We start from the raw sequence: 19,408 nt of genomic DNA on the forward strand, positions 1-19,408 counted from the left end.
TGTTACTCAAATAAAGTTAATTTTATATTAGCAGTTAAAGTGCCATTGCCTTTTTTGGCATTAGTAAACTCAAGCTTATACTTTCCATGTTTTATATATGCTTTTGGGTAACTATCAGCATCTAACATGCGAATATGATCAAAGATATCATCCAGCTCTAAGTTCGTATCAATAGCACTTTGGCTTGGATTGCGTCTTGAAAATGCTGTTACAGGGCCTTCTTGAGGTGTTACTTGAGGGGTTTCGTTAACAATAAACTCAATCATATCAAAAGTTAAGGTTGAACAGCGTAAAAATATTTGTTGCGCGGTGCCCTCCAAAGATAGCGGCCTTTTTAGGTAAATAGGTCCTGTATCTATACTTTCTTCCATTTTTAGGGCACTTAACTTTGTGGTGGTATGGCCAAGAGAAATTAAATTCTGCATTGGGCTTCCGCCCCGCCCATAAGGCAAATCAGTCATATGAAAGCATACGCAATTAAAGTTGTTAATTATTTCTTTTGGGACAATCCAGCTCCAATGAGGAAAAAATATACACTTAGGGTTTAGGTGTTTTAAGTGACTATAAGTGAGCTCTTTTTTGTCAGTAATTAAATGCCAGTTCCCATTGTAAGCTGGCGTGCGTTTATTATATTGAGCAATATTCCAGTCTTTAATTGTAGCTACAACGTAATTGTTCATGTTTAATCGCTTATCGGTTTTAGAGACGTGATCTCTATAATCAAATTAATAATTATTCAGCTTCAAGTAAATTGCTATGTTATGATTTTTAGCACTTCGTTAGCGACTCTTATACTGCCTTTGCCATCACAAATATTAATGCAATTTTTATAAACGTCTTTATCTAATTTTAGTTTGTTTTGCCAAAATTCAACTTCTTTAATTAACTTGCATTCAATCTCTGCAATTGAAATAAAGCGGATCACTTCAGCTAATTGAAGCGCATTAGCTATCTCTTGCTGATTGTTTGCCTGTACGATAACAACAGCAGGAAGGCCTAAAGCACATCTTTCCCATGACGTTGTTCCTGCTGCACCAATCGCTAATGTGGCTGTTGACATTATCTCTGCAACGTTGTTTGGCGATATATATAAAGAGACTTTCTCATGGAGTTGGGCAAAATCAAACACTGACTTTACGTTTTTTGCTGTTTTATTTAGGATTACATTTATTTTTTCAAAGTAATTTATTTTAACTATTATCATCAAAACTTGTAGAGTCAAGTTGTCTGGATCAGTCCCTCCAAACATTATGAGTAAGGTGCGCTCTTTTTTTTCAGTTGAGACTTTTTGAAATTCTAAAAACTCAGGCCTTAATAAAGCAAAGTGTGAGCCAAGTAATAGTTGAGTATGGCTATTTACCAAGTGTGTGTATTTAACTGTCGGACATTGGTAGGTTTGATCTAATAATAAGTCACAGTTGTGTTTTCGATTCGCAAGGTCATCAATGACCATAATTTTCTTGGTTATGTTTTTTACTTTATTATGCCAATGGATATCAATAGCATAATGATCAATTACGATTAAATCGTAATTAATCCCGGCTGTTAATTGTAAAAATTCTTCACTGTCGTCATCGAGGCTAGCACCAAGCCATGAGCTGTAACTTTCTAAATCGATTGTACTTTTTGGAGGAGCCATTTTTACAAGCTCAAACCCTGATTGGATTATATTTTCATTGCAATTGCCGGTGGTATCGCGACAGAAAAAAGTAATATTAACATTGGCAGCTTTGCTAATTGCTGTTGCTAATGTAAGGCAACGCATCACATGGCCCGAACCAATATTTGAAGAAGCATCAACTCGAAAAGCAATGTTTAATAATTGTTTGGGATTTTTGAAATTACCTTTGTCTACGTTAATACTCACCTTCTAAAACCTCTTTACGGATGTAAATAAAACATTTTTTATTTTCTATTGTTGTTTCCTTTTCACGCTTAAAATTACAGGCTTCGAATAATTTAATAGATGCTTTATTCTCAATTAAAATAGTTGCAATAAATGTACTCTTTATACTTTTATCTATCAGATTAAGTGCTTGTGTTAAAACTTCTTTACCGTAACCATTGCCTCTACTAAGGGGCGATAAATGCGTGTCTATTTCATAAGTATTTGGGGCTGTTTTGTTAAATCTGACTTGTCCGATGGGTTTGTTGTCGATAGTCGCAACATAAATTTTACTATTAAGGGATGCTAGTTGTTTTTTAAACCAAATTAAGTGATTCTGTAAGGAAATCGTCTCGTCTTTTAATGCGCAGCTGCGAATAACGGGATCATTAACCCACTTGTATAAAGTAGTACAATCACTTTGCTCGGCTTCCCTTAATGTTATCATTTTATTTTCTATCCTAAGTACCTATTAAAACTGTGATTTAATATTGAGGGTAATGAGCCTGGTTAATCTATAAAACGTTCAATATAAAATGCTTCGGCAAGTGGAATGCCTATAGACATACCTCTAAATTTAGCGAGGGCTTCAATATTCTCAATGCTCCGAGTGTGTGGGGCTTCTCTCATTTCATCACTATAAGCTTTTAAAGCCATTATTTTTTTATTAAATACATGCTCGATATTGACGAAGTAGTTGGGTTTAAATGCCTCATAACGGTGACTCGCCCACTCAGTGCTTGACAGTGTTTCGAAGCAAAATATTTGCTTTACGGTTTGTGCAGGTTGTGGCCTGCAGGCTGTTAAAACAGCCTCATAAGTTTTTCGATGATCAACATTTAAATCGCTATGATAGTGGGTATAAACGCGTGTAACTATATTTTTAGATAAAAATAGTTCGATAGCTTGCGCTATTTTCAGCAGCGACACTGTATCGAATTCATTATCAGGAAAGTCCAACGATGTTAACTGCTTAGGTGAAATGCCTAAATGTTGGGTTGCATTTAAAAAGGCAGCTTGTCGTGTTTCAATATCTGTTTCATTGTGCTTTAGACGCGAGCTAACTCCATTAGAAAGCGCCAGAATATATATATCATCACCTTTTTCAATATGGCTCGCTATTGTGGCACCACAGCCGAGTGTTTCATCGTCAGGGTGGGCGATAATTATTGCAACTTTCATATTTTTTATCCTACAGAGATATAATTAAAGAAGTGGCATATTTTTAGCATTATCTAACCTTAAACACTGGCTTTAATAAGTCACCTTTAAAAATATCATATAAGTTATGCGCTTTTATTGTATTTTTTAAAATGGCAATAACTTCATCGTATGCATTAATAAGCTTATCTATATCGCTAACCGTATGAGCAAAACTAAGGTTATGGCTTCCCCCAATTAAAATACCTCTGGCACACATCTCTTGAATAAATAAGGATTTCAGCTCTAATGAAGAGTATTTTTGCGTGTCTTTAATAATAATAAAAGACCACGATGGGTGACCCGCAGTGCTCAGCCAATCTTTTACATCGTGTTTTTCTATTAATATATTAAGCTCATAAATTAGCTTTTCACCTAAACCATGAATATGCTGAAGTACGTTATGTTGTTGTATTTTTTTTAATGTTGCTTTGCTAGCTGCTAATGACATTGTTTCACCAGCAAATGTGCCTGAGAAAAAAATATCTTCCATTAACGTCATTATTTCTTTTTTACCAACAACAGCTGATATAGGAAAGCCATTTGCCATTCCTTTGCCAAAAGTTGCTAGGTCAGGGGTGACGTTAAATAATCCTTGAGCACCATGCAAGTCAAACCGAAATCCGGTTATAGTTTCATCAAAAATAAGCACAGTACCGTATTTTAGGCAGAGGGCTTTTACACCCTCAAGAAATCCCGGTTTAGGGTAGGTTGTATTCATGGGCTCCATAATTACAGCGGCTAGCTTATCTGGGTATTCAAGAAAAAGTTTTTCTAATGAGCTAAGATCATTATATGTAAAGGCATGAGTAAGTGCTTGCACGCATTTAGGGACGCCTAAATTTCGCGTTGTTGAGCCAATATACCAGTCTTGCCAACCGTGATAGCCGCAAACAGCAACATGCTCTTTATTAGTGTAAGCTCTTGCAAGCCTTATTGCAGCTGATGTTGCATCGCTGCCATTTTTACCAAAGCGTACCATTTCCGCGCAAGGTATAAGCTTTACTAACTCCTCTGCAACTTCTATTTCAAGTTTATGGGAAAGTGAAAAAGTGACGCCAAAGGCGAGTTGATCAGTTACTGCTTGATTTACATCAATATCACAATAGCCTAAAGATACAGATAACAGTGCATTCACAAAATCTATATACTCATTAGTATCAGCATCCCACACTTTAGATCCTAATCCGCGTTCAATAAATAAGGGAGCAGCATTGTGTGGAAATGCAATTTTGCTTTTACTAAAGGTTTGAGAGCCAAGAGGAATTGTTTTTTCTGCCCTTTGAAGCCATTGGCCTGATTTAGCGTAATTATTCATAGCCTTCTTCTTTATCTTTTTGTAATGATTTAACCATTCCCTCATTTCGAAAAATTTGGGCATTTATTAAGCTTAGCTCAGGTTTATGAGTATAAAGTGCCAATATATCGTGGTAAGTGAAATTAGGCTTTTTTTTATATAGGTGCTCATATATTAATGATATTAATGCAAAATCTTCTGGTTCATCAACCGTCCATCTGTAATTAGATAAGTCTTGCTTACTTTTTATATTTTGCAATTTGTATGTATTAGGGTTGCTGGTAATGTAAGGGGTAACATGCTCTAATTCAGACGGTTTTTTTGCAAATTTATACGCATCGTGTAACGCTTTTTTACTCATTATTTCAACATCAAGACCATCAGGGTATGAAGCAATTAAACAATTTGAAGTATAATCGTTGTTGTTTTTTAAATGCGTACTTATGACATCATCTATCAGTCCAGGATCAATCACAGGGCAGTCAGCGGTAATTCTAACAATAGCATCACAAGGATAATTGAGTTCTGCATTAAAGTATCGGCTGAGTACATTGCTCAAACTGCCTCTAAAGCATAATAGATGATTTTTTTTACATAACTCTTCGATAATGTCATCGCTTTTATCGGTACTCGTTATAATAACAAGTTCATCTATTAATTTGGCCTGTTGAACTCGCTTAGCTTGCTGGATGAACATAGGTAGACCAAAAAGATCTTTCAACACTTTATTAGGCAAGCGTGTTGACCCGGTTCTTGTTTGCATAAATGCATTTATCATGTTTATTAATCCTAGCGCTTAATTAACCAATCCATCGCGATGGATTGATCAATGCTAATTCAGTTGAAGCTAAAGAAGTTAATACGTCATCAGAGGGAAGTGTAAGTTCTTTTGCAATACCGTAACTATCTATTAATTGTGTTAGCTGCTCTTGTGAGCAGCAGCCAATAATTGCACTTTCAATATGTGGCGCTTTTTGAGCAATGATTGCTAATGCAAAGGTGAGTCGGCTGCAGTTCAATTCGTTAATAATACGATTGTAACGAGAAAACGCATTACTAAATTGGGAAAAATAGGCGCTTTTTTGAATATGTGGTTCTAAGAGCAGCCCTTGCAAAAATATTGAACGAGCATGAAGTTTTATATTTTTTTCTAGTAGCCTATTGATGATTTTTGGTTGTATAAAGCGTTGATCTAACCAGTTAACAGGTGCTTGAACTAGATCAAAATTAAACTTATCGCTTAGTATTTCAAATTCTTCAGGGGTGTAAACAGAAATACCTATTCGCTTAACGATTCCTTGAGCTTTTAATTGTTCTAGCTGCGAAAAATAATCTTCACCTGCTTCGCCTAAAAGCAAATCACAATTATGAAATAATACTGCGTCTAGTGTTTCACAGTTTAGATTTTTTAAACTGTTTATTACCTGTTCATAAACATTTTTAGATGAGACTTTTGTGATAATAGATAGAGCTTGGCTTAAACCTGAGTTACCAATATTCTTCTCACTGTTTCCGTACGCTGATGCTGTATCAACCACTGTGATCCCAGCTTTTAGTGCCATATTAAGTATTTGTTTAATCTCATCAGCTTTTACCTGTCCGCAGGTGTTACTAATGCCATAATTTAAGCCAAACTGGGCAGTCCCTAAAGCGATTTTCATAGTTGTTCAGTAATTGTGTTTATTATGTGACTTTGCTCTGCACTTGTTAACTCAGGATGCAGTGGTATGGTAAGCGCACAATTATAATAGGCAATTGCATTTGGGAAATCATTTTCTTGAAAACCTAGCTGTTTATAATATGGTTGAATATGAATGGGAATATAATGTAAGTGACTCGTAATACCATGCTCTCTTAAATTACAGATAAGGGATTTGTGGTGCTCAGTTGCATTACCCGTTAATTTTATAATATATAAATGATAACTAGAATAGCTGCTAGGGGATTGTGTAAGATGTGCAAGCGGTAACTCTTTAAATTCATTAGTGTAGCGTTTTGCTATATTGTTACGCTTGGCAACGAACTCATCAAGTCTCGTGAGTTGGCTTAATCCTAACGCGGCTTGTAGTTCAGTCATTCTATAGTTAAAACCTAGTTCAACTTGCTGGTAGTACCAAGGACCGTGACTTGGTTCACTCATTTCATCTACGTTGGATGTAATACCATGACTGCGTAAGCGTTTCATTTTATTATCAAGCACATCGCAATTTGTTACCGCCATGCCGCCCTCAGCAGAGGTGATAATTTTAACTGGATGAAAACTAAATACCGTGATGTCAGAATAATCACAGCAACCAACTGACTTTCCTTTATATTTTGCGCCAATAGCGTGAGAGGCATCTTCAATAATTTTAAACCCATACTCAATTGCTAGTTTGTGTATAGCCTTCATATCACAAGATTGGCCTGCAAGATGCACTGGAATAACAACTTTAGGTAAGCGATTGTTCTTTTTGGCAACAATCAATTTTTTTTCAAGCTCAATAGTAGACATATTGCCCGTTGCTAAATCAATATCAACAAAGTCAATTTGAGCGCCACAATATAAAGCACAATTTGCCGAGGCGACGAATGAGATAGGTGAAGTCCAAACAGTGTCACCCTCACCAACCCCCAGCGCTAAGCAAGCAATATGCAGTGCTGATGTTGCACTATTGGTTGCACACGCATACAACGCGCGACAGTAATCTGCAATAGCGTGTTCAAACTCTGGCACTTTAGGGCCTTGTGTTAACCAGTTTGATTTTAATACATCAACGACTGCAGCGATGTCTTGCTCGGAGATAACTTGTTTGCCGTATGGGATCATAAGGTTTTTACTTCTAAATCATGGCTTCTACATTAAAAGCTTCAATTTCTTTAATCGTCATGTAATGTGGGTTATTTAAAGAGTTGTACTCAAAACCTTGTTGAACTTTTTTACCTTTTTCATTAAGTGCATTAACCGTAAAGTCGTTACTACGACTACTAAATTTAATGCCTGGGGCAATGACGTAGTGGTCATTATATTCATAAGTTTCAAAGCAAAGATCGGCAGGGCACATCACTTCATGTAACTTTTCGCCGGGGCGAATGCCTATAATTTTTATGGGTAACTCAGGTGCCATTGCTTTCGCTAAATCAGCAATACGAATTGATGGTATTTTAGGTACAAAAATTTCACCACCAAGCATGCGTTCAAAGTTAGTTAAAACAAAATCTACACCTTGCTGAAGACTTATCCAAAAACGAGTCATCTCGTCGTGAGTAATAGGGATGTGATCACGGCCTTCATTTATAAATTTTTGAAAAATTGGCACGACTGACCCACGAGAACAAACTACATTGCCATAACGTACAACAGAAAATGTCGTTTTATGTCCACCTGCAATGTTATTTGCTGCTACAAATAGTTTGTCAGAAGCTAATTTAGTCGCACCATATAAATTAATTGGGTTTGCGGCTTTGTCAGTGGAAAGTGCAATTACTTTTTCAACGTCATTATCAAGCGCAGCATTTATAACATTTTCCGCACCATTAATGTTGGTTTTAATACACTCCATTGGGTTGTATTCTGCGGCAGGTACTTGTTTTAGGGCAGCTGCATGAATTACATAGTCAACTCCCCGCATCGCACGGCGTAAGCGATCTTTATCGCGAACATCGCCAATAAAATAGCGCATACAAGGCTGATCGAAATCTTGTTGCATTTCGAATTGTTTTAGCTCATCACGAGAGAAAATAATAATCTTTTTTGGTTTATATCGTTCCAATAAAGTTTTGACGTACTTTTTACCAAACGACCCGGTTCCACCCGTTATTAAAACAACCTTTCCATTAAACATGTGTTTTTCTCCACAGATAACCAGCCTAATATTTTAAAATCTTTTTAGGAGTTAGATTTATACTTATTAACAGCTTTTTTATTTTTTTGATTACCAACTATTTTAACTGCTAATAGTTGCTTTTGAGCTTCTATTTTAGCAGATAGCTGCTTTGTCAGGTTAATTAAAAACGCAAGCTCAGATTCAGAGTAAAAACCTGGGTTATGCTTTAAAGATTCACTCATGTAGCTGTCTAACTGATTGTGAATAGTAAGCGCTTGCTCAATATCCCAATCCTGAGTATCAGCAATTAAACTTACCAGCTCATTACAATATTCGCGCGTCTTACTATCAGCAACTTGTGGGCTAGTGACTTGTTTTAAAACCATTATAACTGCGTTTCTCTTTGATCAAACGGAATGGCTTCCCAGCCTGACTTAATTTCTTTGATTAAAATGATTACTTCATCAATTTTATTGATATCGTTTTCAAGGTTTGCATTAAGTAAGCAGCGCTGGCAATAGTCGTAGAGTGAGTCAAGATTAGCAGAAATTTCGTTGTCGTTTTCAAAATTAAGTACTTGCTGAAGCGCACCAAGTAAAACAATACAATCAGAAATAGCCGTGCCTTTTTTTTCTAACTCTTTTCGTTCAATAAATCCTTTTGCAGCTGAGAGCTTGCCAACAATATTCACAAACACCAGTTTAACCTGTTCGTAAGGCGTCATTTCTTTTACGCTGCTGACTGTTATCTGACGGTATTTATTAATTGATGCATGGGCCATGGGTAATTCCTCAAATTTTAATTACATGTTTTAAACTTAAGCAAGTTTAGTTCCAACATAAGTTTGACTATTACTTATCGGCAAAAACAGTCACACCTTTAAGCAATAATAGCACTTTTTATCGGTTTTCTTTACGCTGCATTACACATCATAAAATGAACAGATATAATCTTATTAATCAGTATAACTGAGTAGGCTTGTTAGATAAATACATGAATTTTTAATGATAAAGTATTTATTTTGTAGCGTGGGTGTCTGTTTTTTGGCGTTAATGTCAAAAAATCGCCGCTATTACTTGCATCCAAGTTTAACTGGCTTACAATTTGATACATAAAATAAATTAGTGAAATAAATGGCTCGCTAAGAATGATCTTAATTTTAGATAATAATAATAATCGCTCTATTGGGCTACATGCATCGCTTACGTTTATTGGTGAGTCGGTACAGATGCAAACAGAAGCAGATTTTGAACAGGCATGTAGCCAGTATCAAAACAAAGAATGTATTGTGGTGCTAGGCGCGTTGCAATCATTAGATCATGAAAGCTTAATTAAACGCTACCCTACATTGCCTTTTTTATTAATTGGCGAAACGCTTAAACCGCTACTAAGCATAGCTAATGTAGTGGGGTTAATTTGCGAGCCATTTTCACATGAAGTAACAACACAGCTATTACATGACTGCCAACAATATCAGCGAATGCTACCCCATGAGCATAAACATAATAAAGAGAAAAGCACTTTTGATGGCTTAGTGGGTGAAACTAAAGCGGTAAAAGACTTACGTTTTTTAATTACTCAGGTTGCAAAAACCGATGCTAATGTGCTTATTTTAGGGGAGTCGGGTACTGGTAAAGAGGTAGTAGCACGCAATGTACATTTATTTTCTAAGCGAAATAAAGGGCCATTTGTACCGGTAAACTGTGGTGCTATTCCGGGTGAGTTACTCGAAAGTGAATTATTTGGCCATGAAAAAGGCGCATTTACTGGCGCCATTTCTGCTCGTAAAGGGCGGTTTGAACTAGCCCAAGGTGGCACGCTATTTTTAGATGAAATAGGGGATATGCCACTGCAAATGCAGGTTAAGTTACTGCGAGTGTTGCAAGAGCGAAGTTATGAGCGAGTTGGTGGAACAAAAGCCATTCAGGCTGATGTGCGAGTGATTGCTGCAACCCATCGTGACCTTGAAAATATGATAGAGAAAGGCTCATTTCGAGAAGACTTGTACTATCGTTTAAATGTTTTCCCGATTGAAAGCCCCTCGCTTACTCAGCGTGCTGATGACATTCCGCTATTATTAAAAGAGTTGATGCGCCGCGTAAATGAGCAAAGCGGCACCACGGCTAAATTTACAGAGCGGGCTATTGATAGTTTAAAAGAGCATTCGTGGCCGGGTAATATTCGTGAGCTGGCTAATCTTGTTGAGCGTATGGTAATTATGTTCCCAGATAAAGTGGTAGATATCCCCGATTTACCCACCAAATATCGCTACATTGAAGTTGAAGCGTATGAGCCACAATACCCAGAAGAGCTCATGGAGCGCGACGCGTTTAACGATATATTTAGCAGTGGGTTTAATGAGAACGAATTAGAACTTGAAAATGAATTTGTTCAAGCGGCGCCCGGCCTGTTACCCGATGATGGTATTGAGCTTAAAGAGTACTTAGCCGAACTTGAAATTAGCTTAATAACCCAAGCATTGGAGCGCTTTGATTATGTTGTTGCCCGTGCCGCTGAGGTGCTAGGGGTAAGGCGCACTACACTGGTTGAAAAGATGAAAAAATATAACCTATCGAGAGATTAAGGTTAAGGGCAGGTGTTAGGTAGTAGGTGTTAGGTTAGAAAAACTAAACACCGCGTCCAATGCAAGCTCGGCACTACACTTGTCAGCGGGCTTACCCCGCGTCTCGTAACCCGCAGCTAGCTTTGCTTTTTAACTTCTTCCTTCCTAAAACAATTATTACTATGATCGTTGACCATACCACAGGCCTGCATATGGGCGTACACTGTGGTTGGGCCTAAAAACTTAAAATCGCGCTTTTTTAAGTCTTTGGCAAAAGCAGTGGATGCCTCGGTAATTGCAGGGTAGTCACTCAGTTTATCTAAATCACTTACTAATGGCTTACCGTCAACAAACTGCCATTGATAGTTACTAAAGCTGCCAAACTCTTGTTGGATCTCAATATCTTGGTTGCTCATTTGTGCGACTTTTTCTACGTCAAAATCCAAAAATGCGCGTCGATAGCCAGCGCGTTTTTTTGTTTGCCCAGCGAAGCTGGCAAACCCGTCAGGTTGAAAGAAATCTGAATCACCCCGACTGAGGGGAAGATAATCCGAATCGTAAGGGCGTTGCTGGCCAACGGCAGGGTCTGAAGGAAGCGATAGGAAGTTAACAGTACACAACGCAAGTGAACCTGTTTCGGCAGTGTAGGTGGGTAAGCGTGCAAAATAGCGCAAAGCCCGATACTCAGTCAGACCTATACTGTGTTTGAGGGTGGGATTGTTAACAGGGAGCCAGCACAGTAACTGGGGAAGCCTGGCATCTAAACTTAGTGTAAATAAGTGGCCTAAACTCAAGGGGAAACCCAAGGTTTAACGTCGGTGTGAGGTGGCAGATGAACCCGTAGTAGTGAGTAAGGCTAGGCCGATGAAAGCCAGTAATGGTGTGGAGGGCAAAACCAAGCCGACTATCAGCAGCGTGTCTGATAGGGTCAATTTAAATCAAAAGTTTTAATTGATTGCGAAGGGGGGAAGTATTCTTTAAGTGTATGAAAATCAGGAATATCGGTGTATAGGCTCACATGTATTTCGACGGAAATAGGCAAGAGATGACGGCTAAGCAGGAATGTGGACGCTGAGAATTAAAGGCCGAGCACGGGAGTAATGATTGACCACTTAGGCAGATTGCCACTGGGCTAGCACACCTAATGTCATCATGAAGGACACCACTATACATCAATGTGAAACGACAGACATACCGCAAGCAAAGGCAATTGATGACAGTTTACTACAGCTTGTATGGGCAATTATTAGATATTAATAACCTGTACAAGGGATTCAAAAAAGTGAAAACAGCAAAAGGAGCCGCCGGAATAGATGGGCAGTCCATAGCCGCGTTCGCCTTGAATTTAGAAGAAAACTTGAAACAACTGCAACGAGAACTGCAAAGCAAGCAGTATCGCGCGCAGCCGGTCAAACGGATAGAAATACCGAAAGACGATGGCGGCGTGAGATTGCTGGGCATTCCAACAGTTCGCGATCGCATAGTACAACAAGCGCTATTGAACATTCTCCAACCGATCTTCGACATCGACTTTCACCCATCAAGTTATGGGTACAGGCCGAAACGAAGCTGCCATGATGCCATCAGCAAAGCCACGGTATTTATTCGTAAATATCAGCGTGAGTGGGTGGTTGATATGGATCTGTCGAAGTGCTTTGACCTGTTAGATCACGATTTAATTATTAGCAGCGTCAAACGTAAAGTGACAGACGGTAGCATTTTAAAGCTGCTCAATCAGTTTTTAAAAAGTGGGGTAATGATAGGCAATCATTGGGAAGCGAGTGAGGTAGGGAGTCCACAAGGAGGGGTTATCAGTCCATTGTTGGCAAATATCTACCTAGATGCGTTCGATCAAGAAATGAAAAAGCGAAATCACAGAATAGTGAGGTACGCCGACGACATTTTGATCTTATGCTGCACAGAAAAAGCAGCGAAACATGCACTCACTGTAGCAACTCAGATACTGGAGAAAGACTTGAAGTTAACAGTCAACCAAAAGAAAACCCACATAGCGCATAGCAGTGAAGGGGTAAAATTTTTGGGAGTGGAGATAGGGTGTAATTGGACACGGATCCAAGGGTCAAAACTCAAAGGCTTTAAACAAAAAGTTAAACGATTAACAAAACGAAATAGCGGCATGAACTTAGTTGAAATAATAAAAAGACTAAACCCAGTGGTGCGTGGTTTTGTAAATTATTTCAGTATAGCCAATTGTAAACGAGCATTAAACCAGCTTGCGGGGTGGTTAAGACGCCGATTAAGGGCCATTCAGTTAAGGTTGTGGAAAAATCCAGCGAGATTGCATAAACGACTAAAACAATTAGGGAAAAAGCCGCCATTTAAGTTTATAAAAATGAACTCATGGCGAAACTCCCTAAGTCCATTATCGAGTGTAGCAATGCCAAACCAATGGTTTGAAGAGCTAGGTTTATATTCAATGGAAAAAGTAAGTACAGGATGGCTTGCTCAATCGGCGTTTAGTAAATAAGCCGAAGGGATAGAGGAATACAGGAGCCGTATACGAGGCCCGTACGTACGGTTCTGTGAGAGGGATGAGGCAAAAGCCTCACCCTACTCGATAATATGGTGTACCAGCTTAATCCTGCTTGAGCCGACTCTAAGGTTAAAAACTCAAAAAGCGGCTGATCGTCATACACAGGCACGCCCCATTCATGGTCATGGTAATCAACATAGTCTGGTTTTGAGGTATCGAGCCATGGGCAGCGATTGTTAGTCTCTTTATTCATGCTTATTCCTTAGCGCGTCATTTTTACGTCACGTATTAAAGTCTACTTAAGTTTTTGAATATATTGTTAAATATTTTTGGTACATATTGTGCATTAACCATTATAACAAGATTATTTTAGAGAGTTGATTATGGTCCTTGCAAGTGTGCTAAAACACCCGTTTATTTCTGCTAACCAGTATAACCCATGTTTACTGCAAGAGGAGTATGTTGGTGAGTTGAGTGATTTGCGTCAGCAAGCAAGTTGGCTCTCTCATTTAGTGGATACTATGCCTGCGGGCGTGATTGTACTTGACGGTAAAGGGATGATCGCCAAAGCCAATCAAATCGCCATTGACATGCTCGGTGAGCCCCTTGAAGGTGAAAAATGGTTTAATGTTATTCAGCGCTCATTTCGTCCTCATCAAGATGATGGTCATGAAGTGTCTTTAAAAGATGGGCGCTTAATTAAACTCGATATAACCGCACTTGCGCCAGAGCCCGGGCAACTTATATTAATGACCGATTTGACCGAAACACGGCGCTTACAAAAACGCGTCGCGCATATGCAGCGTTTAAGTGCGTTAGGTAAAATGGTGGCCTCTTTGGCCCATCAAGTACGCACACCGTTATCAGCAGCTATGTTGTATGCCGCTAATTTAGGCTCTAAGCGGTTGCCTGAAGCCTCTCGTGGTAATTTTCACACTAAGTTGATGTCACGCTTAAAAGATTTAGAAACCCAAGTAAACGATATGCTGCTATTTGCCAAAAGTGGTGATCAGCAAGTTGTTGAGCATGTGTCGATGCAGCAGTTACTCAGTGAGGTTAAAACGGGTGCAGATGCCATGGTCGCACTCAATGAAAGCCAGTTAAATGTGAGCTTGCCTGAGCCCGACATTGAAATTATGGGTAATAAAACAGCATTGGCAAGCGCTATTCAAAACCTCATTCATAACAGTATTCAAGTCATAGGCTGTGGTGCACAGGTGCACTTAAGTGCTTTACGCGATAAGCAAAACCCTGATTATGTTCGCATTAGTGTCAGTGACAACGGCCCAGGGATTGATATAACAAAAATTGAAAAAATATTTGAACCCTTTTATACCACTAAAAGCCAAGGTACAGGCTTAGGGCTTGCCGTTGTCAGTTCAGTGGCCAGTGCACATCAAGGACGTGTTGAAGCAAATAACAACCCAGAGGGGGGAGCAATTTTTAATGTGTTGCTGCCCATTAGTGTCACATCTAAATTAGGGGAGTCATAATGAGTAACACTATTTTAGTTGTTGAAGATGATGCCGGGCTTCGTGAAGCGTTAATTGATACCTTAGAAATGTCTGGTATAGCCTGCGTGGCGGCCAATAGTGCAGAGCAAGCTATGTTACTATTGAAAAAAGAGGTATTTTCACTGGTGGTTAGTGATGTGCAAATGGGCGCAATGAGTGGCTTAGATTTATTGCGTAGTATTAAATTAAATCACCCTGATTTACCTGTATTGATGATGACGGCCTATGCCACGATTGATGATGCGGTAGAGGCCATGCGCCTAGGTGCGATTGATTATATGGCTAAGCCATTTGCCCCAGAAGTATTATTAAATATGGTGAGCCGTTACTTGCCTGAAAAGGAAAAAGAAACAGACGGTCCCATTGTAGCCGATCCCAGCAGTATCCAGTTATTAGAGCTTGCAGCTAAAGTCGCTCGCTCAGACGCCAGTGTGATGGTGCTAGGGCCAAGTGGTTCTGGTAAAGAGGTATTGGCGCGTTATATTCATGATAAGTCAAAACGTTGTAACGAACCATTTGTGGCAATTAATTGCGCTGCAATCCCTGAAAACATGCTTGAAGCCACCTTATTTGGTTATGAGAAGGGCGCGTTTACCGGTGCGATACAAGCGTGCCCAGGTAAATTTGAACAAGCGCAAGGCGGCACTATTTTACTTGATGAAATTACCGAAATGGATTTAGGCCTGCAAGCCAAATTGCTACGGGTTTTACAAGAGCGTGAAGTTGAGCGACTAGGCGGGCGTAAAACAATATCGCTTGATGTGCGGGTATTAGCGACTAGTAACCGAGAATTAAAAGAGGCGGTTGCTGATAATCAGTTCCGTGAAGATTTATATTACCGGCTCAATGTTTTTCCACTGTTATGGCGACCACTGTGTGAACGCCCGGGCGATATTATTGTGCTGGCTAAGCACTTGATTGAGCGCCATTTAACTAAAAGCAAAGAGCCAATGGCGTATTTAGACAGTAGCGCCGAGCAAAAATTACTGAGCCATAGTTGGCCTGGTAATGTCCGAGAACTAGATAATGTGATTCAACGCGCTTTAATTTTACGTAGTGGCAATAGCATTGATGAGCATGCCATTTTTATTGAAAATTTGGCAGCGACTCAATTTGTGGCAGAAACGAAAGCCGCAGAGCCTATAAAAAACAATGAAATTAACGCCTATTATGATGAAAAAGTAGCCTCTGATGAGCAAAAAAATGACTTACTCGCTATTGATACCGGTAGTTATAAAGATGAGCTTAAAGATAAAGAGCATCGCATTATTTTAGACACGTTGGCGCGTTGCCAAGGAAAACGCAAAGAGGTGGCCGAAACCTTAGGTATCAGCCCACGTACTTTACGTTACAAATTAGCGCAAATGCGCGATTTAGGTATTTCCCTCCCTGCATAATCTCATCAGCCCTAAGTGTTAAATTTAGGGCTGTCAAAACTCTGACCCCGTTATTTTTATATTAAATCATTGTTTTAAAGCGCTTTTATTTTTGGCATGCTTTGTGCTTTATTCTATTTAAGAGTTTACTGCATTATCAGAGACAATTATGAAAATTCAAAACAATGCTTTATTTCAAGAAATGCAATCTATGGCTGCAGAGGCCACACGTAGTAACCAGGTTAATAATTTTGCCACGCAAGTTCAATCGACTTCTACGGCGCAGTTTGGTGACATGCTCAGTAATGCGCTCAATACTGTGCATGAGTTACAGCAAGACACCGGGCAAAAAGTAAAAGCGGTTGAAATGGGCGACAGAAGTGTATCGCTCGCTGAGGCAATGATTGCTTCGCAAAAGTCGTCTGTAGCATTTGAAGCTACAGTACAGGTTCGTAATAAGCTTGTTGAATCTTATAAAGAAATTATGAACATGCCTGTTTAACTAGGTAGTGGAGAATTATTGTGGCGCAATCTAATCAATCTACAGATCTGGCACTTGCTGATGACACCATGGAGCAAGGTGATAATGATGATCAACAAGAGCAAAAATCAGGCTATTTCAGTGCCCTTGGTGGTGTTGATGTGTTACGTCAAATTACTCTAGTTGTTGCACTGGGAATTTGTTTAGCCATTGCTATTTTCGTTATTATTTGGGCTCGCCAACCAGATATGCGCCCTTTAGGCAAAATGCAAACGCAAGAATTAATAGAAACGCTCGATTTTTTAGATGCACAAAAAATTGACTACCAACTTGATGGTGATGTGGTGTCGGTAGATGAAACTCAGTATCAAAATATTAAGTTATTGATGGCCCGCGAAGGTTTAGAGCAAGGTCCCACATCAGGTAGTGACATTATTATGCAAGACATGGGATTTGGAGTAAGCCAACGATTAGAGCGTGAACGTCTTAAACACGGCCGCGAGCAACAACTTGCTCGCACTATAGAAGAACTAAATAATGTTAATCGCGCCAGAGTATTGCTCGCTATTCCAAAAGAAAATGTTTTTGCTCGTCGAGAGAAAAAACCCTCTGCAACTGTGGTACTCACCCTTAGACGTGGCCGTTCATTAGACAGTGAAGAAGTAGATTCTGTGGTTGATATGATAGCCTCAGCAGTGCAAGGACTTGAGCCTTCACGCGTAACCGTAACCGATCAAAATGGTCGCTTATTAAATTCAGGTTCGCAAACATCTTTGGCCGCGCGCTCTCGAAAAGAGTACGATTTAGAGCGTAAACGCGAACTTGAATACCTAGAAAAAATCGACAGTATCTTAATTCCAGTGGTTGGTTTAGGTAATTACACTGCACAAGTTGATTTAAGTATGGACTTTAGCGCGGTTGAAGAAACACAAAGGCGGTATAACCCAGATTTACCGGCAATAAGAAGTGAAACCACATTTGAAGAAAATAACATAGGCGGATTAGCGGTCGGTATTCCAGGGGCACTGACTAATCAGCCGCCTGTTAATGCAGATATTCCTGAAGATGCGATGGAGGGCGGGGCAGGAACGGCGACTCCACCAAGTCGTACTCATAAAGAGGCAACCCGCAACTATGAACTTGATACCACTATTTCGCATACGCGTCAGCAAACAGGGGTGATCCGCAGAATAAGCGTCTCCGTTGCTGTTGATTACTTACCGACAGTGGGTGAAAACGGTGAAACAACCATGACTCCGCGTTCGGTTGAAGCCTTGTCAAATATTCGTCGCCTGTTACAAGCTGGGGTAGGCTTTGATATGCAACGCGGTGATGCACTTGAAGTGGTCACGGTGCCATTTGTGCGTGAAGACTCAGCGCTTGATTTTGCAATCCCACTATGGGAGCAAGATTGGTTTATGAAAATGCTGCGTTTAGTATTAGGTGCACTGGTTATTATTGTGTTGATTATGGCAGTAGTAAGACCTATGCTTAAACGCCTAATTTACCCAGATAATACGCTTGATGAATACGATGAGGATTCTCTCAGCTCAGGTGTTGATATTGGCGATAGTACCTTAGATATGCTAAACAATGATTTTGATTCTGCTTCTATTGGCTTCTCCAGCGATGGTAAACTACAGTTACCAGATTTACATGGCGACGAAGATTTATTAAGAGCGGTTCGCGCCCTGGTAGCTAATGAACCAGAACTATCATCACAAGTAGTCAAAGCGTGGTTAACAGAAGATGACTGATCAAGAACAAAAAAAATTACCTCAAGCATTTGATGTTGATAAGCTCGATGGTGTCGATAAAGCAGCAATATTATTATTGAGCTTATCTGAAGAAGATGCAGCGCAAATTCTTAAACATTTAGAGCCAAAGCAAGTGCAAAAAGTGGGGATGGCTATGGCGGCGATTGATGATTTGTCGCAGGCTAAAATAATTGCGGTTCATAATTTGTTTATTGAGCAAATTCAAAGCTTTAGTACTATTGGCTTCCAGTCTGAAGATTTCATTAAAAAAGCGCTTACAGCCGCATTAGGTGAAGATAAAGCCGCCAGCTTAATAGATCAAATTGTCATGGGCTCAGGTGCGAAAGGGCTTGATTCATTAAAATGGATGGACTCTAAACAGGTGGCTAATATTATTCGTAATGAGCACCCGCAAATTCAAACGATTGTGCTCTCTTATTTAGAGCCTGAGCAGTCGGCTGAAATTTTAGCGCAATTTCCTGAAAAAGTGCGCCTTGATTTAACCATGCGCATTGCCAATTTAGAAGAAGTGCAACCGGCAGCATTGCAAGAACTTAACGAAATTATGGAAAAACAATTCGCCGGTCAAGCGGGGGCGCAAGCTGCGAAAATGGGCGGCTTAAAAGCAGCGGCAAATATTATGAATTACCTTGATACTAACATTGAAGGGCAATTAATGGATTCAATTCGTGAGCATGACGAAGAAATGTCGCAACAAATTCAAGACTTAATGTTTGTATTTGAAAATTTAATTGACGTAGAGGATAGAGGTATACAAGCTATTTTACGTGAAGTGCCACAAGATGTGTTGATGAAAGCTATTAAAGGCACCGATGATGCACTTAAAGATAAACTATTAGGTAATATGTCAAAACGTGCCGCAGAGCTGCTTGCCGATGACTTAGAAGCCATGGCACCGGTACGTATAAGTGAAGTAGAAGCGGCGCAAAAAGAAATTTTAGCAACGGCACGTCGCCTCTCTGATGCAGGTGAGATTCAGCTTGGTGGTGGCGGTGGTGAGGAGTTCTTATAATC

At 39.5% G+C, this 19,408-nt stretch carries 19 protein-coding genes and 1 pseudogene; 7 read left to right on the forward strand and 13 right to left on the reverse strand.

Annotated features, from left to right (window positions below):
- Positions 1–2: 2 nt before the first annotated feature.
- The 11 genes from AC6H44_RS03635 to fliS all read right to left on the reverse strand — a co-directional run bounded on the left by AC6H44_RS03635 (position 3) and on the right by fliS (position 8,969).
- Positions 3–680, reverse strand: a complete 678-nt coding sequence (locus AC6H44_RS03635) for a formyl transferase (RefSeq protein WP_500737560.1) — start codon at positions 678–680, stop codon at positions 3–5.
- 74 nt (positions 681–754) lie between these two features.
- A complete protein-coding gene (pseG, locus tag AC6H44_RS03640; protein WP_500737561.1) occupies positions 755–1,867 on the reverse strand; it encodes a UDP-2,4-diacetamido-2,4,6-trideoxy-beta-L-altropyranose hydrolase in 1,113 nt (370 codons plus the stop codon).
- Positions 1,857–2,333 (reverse strand): GNAT family N-acetyltransferase, encoded by a 477-nt coding sequence (locus AC6H44_RS03645; RefSeq protein WP_500737563.1) that lies wholly within the window; start codon positions 2,331–2,333, stop codon positions 1,857–1,859. The genes pseG and AC6H44_RS03645 overlap by 11 nt, the downstream gene beginning before the upstream one ends.
- A gap of 62 nt (positions 2,334–2,395) precedes the next feature.
- Entirely contained in the window at positions 2,396–3,067 is a 672-nt protein-coding gene (locus tag AC6H44_RS03650) for a PIG-L deacetylase family protein (RefSeq protein ID WP_500737565.1), read from the reverse strand.
- A 49-nt stretch (positions 3,068–3,116) separates the two neighbouring features.
- Positions 3,117–4,403: an aminotransferase class III-fold pyridoxal phosphate-dependent enzyme gene (locus tag AC6H44_RS03655; protein ID WP_500737566.1), complete on the reverse strand. Its 1,287-nt coding sequence runs from the start codon at positions 4,401–4,403 to the stop codon at positions 3,117–3,119.
- Positions 4,396–5,160, reverse strand: coding sequence for a cytidylyltransferase domain-containing protein (locus AC6H44_RS03660; RefSeq protein WP_500737567.1), 765 nt, complete (start codon positions 5,158–5,160; stop codon positions 4,396–4,398). The genes AC6H44_RS03655 and AC6H44_RS03660 overlap by 8 nt, the downstream gene beginning before the upstream one ends.
- Before the next feature lie 22 nt (positions 5,161–5,182).
- A complete protein-coding gene (locus AC6H44_RS03665; protein WP_500737568.1) occupies positions 5,183–6,043 on the reverse strand; it encodes an aldo/keto reductase in 861 nt (286 codons plus the stop codon).
- On the reverse strand, positions 6,040–7,191 hold the full coding sequence (pseC, locus tag AC6H44_RS03670; RefSeq protein WP_500737569.1) for a UDP-4-amino-4,6-dideoxy-N-acetyl-beta-L-altrosamine transaminase: 1,152 nt from the start codon (positions 7,189–7,191) through the stop codon (positions 6,040–6,042). The genes AC6H44_RS03665 and pseC overlap by 4 nt, the downstream gene beginning before the upstream one ends.
- A 13-nt stretch (positions 7,192–7,204) precedes the next feature.
- A complete protein-coding gene (pseB, locus tag AC6H44_RS03675; protein ID WP_500737571.1) occupies positions 7,205–8,206 on the reverse strand; it encodes a UDP-N-acetylglucosamine 4,6-dehydratase (inverting) in 1,002 nt (333 codons plus the stop codon).
- 44 nt (positions 8,207–8,250) lie between these two features.
- Positions 8,251–8,574: a hypothetical protein gene (locus AC6H44_RS03680; protein ID WP_500737573.1), complete on the reverse strand. Its 324-nt coding sequence runs from the start codon at positions 8,572–8,574 to the stop codon at positions 8,251–8,253.
- Positions 8,574–8,969: a flagellar export chaperone FliS gene (fliS, locus tag AC6H44_RS03685; RefSeq protein ID WP_500737574.1), complete on the reverse strand. Its 396-nt coding sequence runs from the start codon at positions 8,967–8,969 to the stop codon at positions 8,574–8,576. The genes AC6H44_RS03680 and fliS overlap by 1 nt, the downstream gene beginning before the upstream one ends.
- Positions 8,970–9,335: 366 nt before the next feature.
- Between fliS and AC6H44_RS03690 the strand changes: the two genes are divergently transcribed.
- Complete coding sequence (locus AC6H44_RS03690) at positions 9,336–10,772, forward strand: sigma-54 dependent transcriptional regulator (RefSeq protein ID WP_500737575.1); 1,437 nt, start codon at positions 9,336–9,338, stop codon at positions 10,770–10,772.
- 116 nt (positions 10,773–10,888) lie between these two features.
- On the opposite strand, the gene AC6H44_RS03695 is transcribed toward AC6H44_RS03690, so the two are convergent.
- Positions 10,889–11,425, reverse strand: coding sequence for a DNA-3-methyladenine glycosylase I (locus AC6H44_RS03695; protein WP_500737577.1), 537 nt, complete (start codon positions 11,423–11,425; stop codon positions 10,889–10,891).
- 539 nt (positions 11,426–11,964) lie between these two features.
- Here AC6H44_RS03695 and ltrA point away from each other — a divergent pair.
- Positions 11,965–13,239 carry a group II intron reverse transcriptase/maturase gene (gene ltrA, locus AC6H44_RS03700; RefSeq protein ID WP_500737578.1) on the forward strand — a complete coding sequence of 425 codons (1,275 nt, stop codon included), beginning with the start codon at positions 11,965–11,967 and terminating at the stop codon, positions 13,237–13,239.
- Positions 13,240–13,321: 82 nt separating this feature from the next.
- On the opposite strand, the pseudogene AC6H44_RS03705 reads toward ltrA, so the two are convergent.
- A pseudogene (locus AC6H44_RS03705) lies at positions 13,322–13,498 on the reverse strand (DNA-3-methyladenine glycosylase I); the annotation flags it as partial.
- A 130-nt stretch (positions 13,499–13,628) separates the two neighbouring features.
- Between AC6H44_RS03705 and AC6H44_RS03710 the strand changes: the two are divergent.
- From AC6H44_RS03710 to fliG, 5 genes are all read left to right on the forward strand, one after another.
- Entirely contained in the window at positions 13,629–14,738 is a 1,110-nt protein-coding gene (locus tag AC6H44_RS03710; protein WP_500737579.1) for a sensor histidine kinase, read from the forward strand.
- The gene (locus tag AC6H44_RS03715) at positions 14,738–16,156 is read left to right on the forward strand and encodes a sigma-54-dependent transcriptional regulator (RefSeq protein ID WP_500737580.1); all 1,419 of its coding nucleotides are present in this window, start codon (positions 14,738–14,740) and stop codon (positions 16,154–16,156) included. The genes AC6H44_RS03710 and AC6H44_RS03715 overlap by 1 nt, the downstream gene beginning before the upstream one ends.
- 148 nt (positions 16,157–16,304) lie before the next feature.
- Positions 16,305–16,637 (forward strand): flagellar hook-basal body complex protein FliE, encoded by a 333-nt coding sequence (gene fliE / locus AC6H44_RS03720; protein ID WP_500737581.1) that lies wholly within the window; start codon positions 16,305–16,307, stop codon positions 16,635–16,637.
- 20 nt (positions 16,638–16,657) lie between these two features.
- The gene (gene fliF, locus AC6H44_RS03725; RefSeq protein WP_500737582.1) at positions 16,658–18,373 is read left to right on the forward strand and encodes a flagellar basal-body MS-ring/collar protein FliF; all 1,716 of its coding nucleotides are present in this window, start codon (positions 16,658–16,660) and stop codon (positions 18,371–18,373) included.
- Positions 18,366–19,406 (forward strand): flagellar motor switch protein FliG, encoded by a 1,041-nt coding sequence (gene fliG / locus AC6H44_RS03730; RefSeq protein ID WP_500737583.1) that lies wholly within the window; start codon positions 18,366–18,368, stop codon positions 19,404–19,406. Before fliF ends, fliG begins: the two co-directional genes overlap by 8 nt.
- Positions 19,407–19,408: the final 2 nt, after the last annotated feature.

The sequence above is a fragment of the Pseudoalteromonas sp. TAP-3C genome, assembly GCF_059888565.1.